This window comes from Burkholderia sp. COPS, assembly GCF_019425585.1.
In the GTDB taxonomy this organism is placed as follows: Bacteria; Pseudomonadota; Gammaproteobacteria; order Burkholderiales; family Burkholderiaceae; genus Burkholderia; species Burkholderia cepacia.
Map to the genome: position 1 here is coordinate 1 of NZ_WIXR01000095.1, position 2,368 is coordinate 2,368.

At 63.8% G+C, this 2,368-nt stretch carries 2 protein-coding genes and 1 pseudogene; all 3 read right to left on the reverse strand.

What is annotated here, in order from left to right:
• A partial coding sequence (locus FOZ70_RS37610) for a DUF2818 family protein (protein ID WP_219707901.1) occupies positions 1 to 176 on the reverse strand: 176 nt, incomplete at its 3' end.
• Positions 176 to 1,602, reverse strand: a pseudogene (gene nuoN, locus FOZ70_RS37615) (NADH-quinone oxidoreductase subunit NuoN). The gene FOZ70_RS37610 and the pseudogene nuoN, both read right to left, overlap by 1 nt.
• A 36-nt stretch (positions 1,603 to 1,638) precedes the next feature.
• Positions 1,639 to 2,368 (reverse strand): NADH-quinone oxidoreductase subunit M (locus FOZ70_RS37620; RefSeq protein WP_219707900.1); only part of this gene is annotated, 730 nt, incomplete at its 5' end.

The following is a 2,368-nucleotide window of genomic DNA, read 5'->3' on the forward strand; positions in this document are numbered from 1 at the left end:
AGCCAGAAGCCGAGCGCGCCGACGATGAAGTACAGCACGATCAGCTCGCCGATCCGCACCCACCCGCCCTTCTTCGTCGCGCCGAACGGCACGACGGCGAAGAGGCGTTGGTTCAGGAACGGCAGGTTGGCGCAGACGAACGCCAACAGCACGATAAACCAGCCGGCTGCCGACATTACAGCGGCAGCGTGTGACGAATTGCCTGCAGGCAGGCCGTCAGCAGCGGGCTCGGGATCAGGCCGAGCACGACGACCGCCAGGCCGTTCAGCACGAGGATCGTGCGCTTGCAGAAGTCGCCCGTGATCGGCGTTGCATCCTGCGGTGCGTCGAAGTACATCAGCTTCACGATGCGCAGGTAGTAGAACGCGCCGAACAGCGACGTGATCACGGCCAGCACGGCCAGCCACGTGAGACCCGCGTTGACGGTCGCCTCGAGCACGGCGAGCTTCGCGTAGAAGCCGACGGTCGGCGGGATGCCCGCCAGCGAGAACATCATGACCATCATCACGAACGCGAACACCGGGCTGCGCTTGTTGAGGCCCTTGAAGTCGTCGATCGTGTCGGCTTCGAAATCGCGGCGTGCGAGCAGCATCACCACGCCGAACGAGCCGAGCGTCGTGATCAGGTAGACGATCGCGTAGAACATCGCCGAGCTGTATGCATTCGCCGGCGCCGACGCGTCGCCCTTCACGATGCCCGCGAGCAGGCCGAGCAGNNCGCGAGCATCCGCTTGATGTTGCGCTGGACGATACCGGTGATGTTGCCGACGATCAGCGACAGCGCGGCGAGGATCACGAGCGCGGTCTGCCAGTTCTGCGCGAGCGGCAGCAGGCCCATCACCAGGAAGCGCAGGCCCCACGCGAACGCGGCAACCTTCGGGCCGCCGCCGACGAACAGCGTCATCGCGGTCGGTGCGCCCTGGTAGACGTCCGGCACCCACATGTGGAACGGCACGGCGCCGAGCTTGAACGCGATACCGGCGACGATGAAGACCACGCCGAACATCAGCACGGCTGCGTCGGTGTTGCCGCCGACCGCCTTGTACACCTCGCCCAGCTCAAGCGAGCCGGTCGCGCCGTACAGCATCGAGATGCCGTACAGCACGAAGCCCGACGCGAGCGCGCCCAGCACGTAGTACTTCATCGCCGCTTCGCTCGACTGCGCGGCGTCGCGGCGCAGTGCGATGACTGCGTACAGCGACAGCGACATCAGTTCGAGACCGAGGTACAGCGTCAGGAAGTTGTTGCCCGACACCATGACCAACTGCCCGAGCAGCGAGAACATGCCGAGCAGGAACACGTCGCCGCGGAACATGTCGCGATCCTCGAGGTACTTGCGCGAATAAACGAGCGAGACCGCGAAACCGAACGACACGACGGCCTTCATCGTGCTCGCGAACGAGTCGACGACGACCATCTTCGAGAAGAAGTAGTACTGCTGCGGGTCGAGTGCCTGCACCGCGAACCACACGCCGGCGACGACCGACGAAACAACCGCGATCAGGTAAGTCAGGCGGCGGCCGGAAGCACCGGTAAAGGTGTCGTTCAGCCATGCGACGACGATGGCGGCCATCACCAGCGCGTCAGGCAACAGGACATTCATAGGAGCGTTCATGATCTTGATTTCCTCCGCTCGCGATTACTGCGCCAGCGGCAGCTTGGACTGCGCGACATGGGAGAGGAGGTTTTCCACGGAAACGTGCATCACGTCGGTGAAAGGCTTCGGATACAGGCCCATCAGCAGCGTGAACGCGGCGAGCACGGCCAGCATCAGGAATTCGCGACGGCCGATGTCCTTCAGCTTGGCAACGTGATCGTTCGCCACCGCGCCGAAGTACACGCGCTTGTACATCCACAGCGTGTAAGCAGCGCCGAGGATCAGCGTGAACGCCGCGCCGAATGCGATCCAGAAGTTGTACTGGACGGCCGCGAGAATCACCATGAACTCGCCGACGAAACCCGACGTGCCCGGCAGGCCGCAGTTGGCCATCGAGAACAGCATCGCGAACGCCGCGAACTTCGGCATCACGTTGACGACGCCACCGTAATCGGCGATCTGGCGCGAGTGCACGCGGTCGTACAGCACGCCGATGCAGAGGAACATCGCGCCCGACACGAAGCCGTGCGAGATCATCTGGATGATCGCGCCTTCGACGCCGAGCTGGTTGAAGATGAAGAAGCCGAGCGTGACGAAGCCCATGTGCGCGATCGACGAATACGCGACCAGCTTCTTCATGTCGGCCTGCACCATCGCGACGAGGCCGATGTAGATCACCGCGATCAGCGACAGCGTGATCACGACGGGGGCCAGGAAGTGGCTCGCGTCAGGCGTGATCGGCAGCGAGAAGCGCAGGAAACCGTACGCGCCG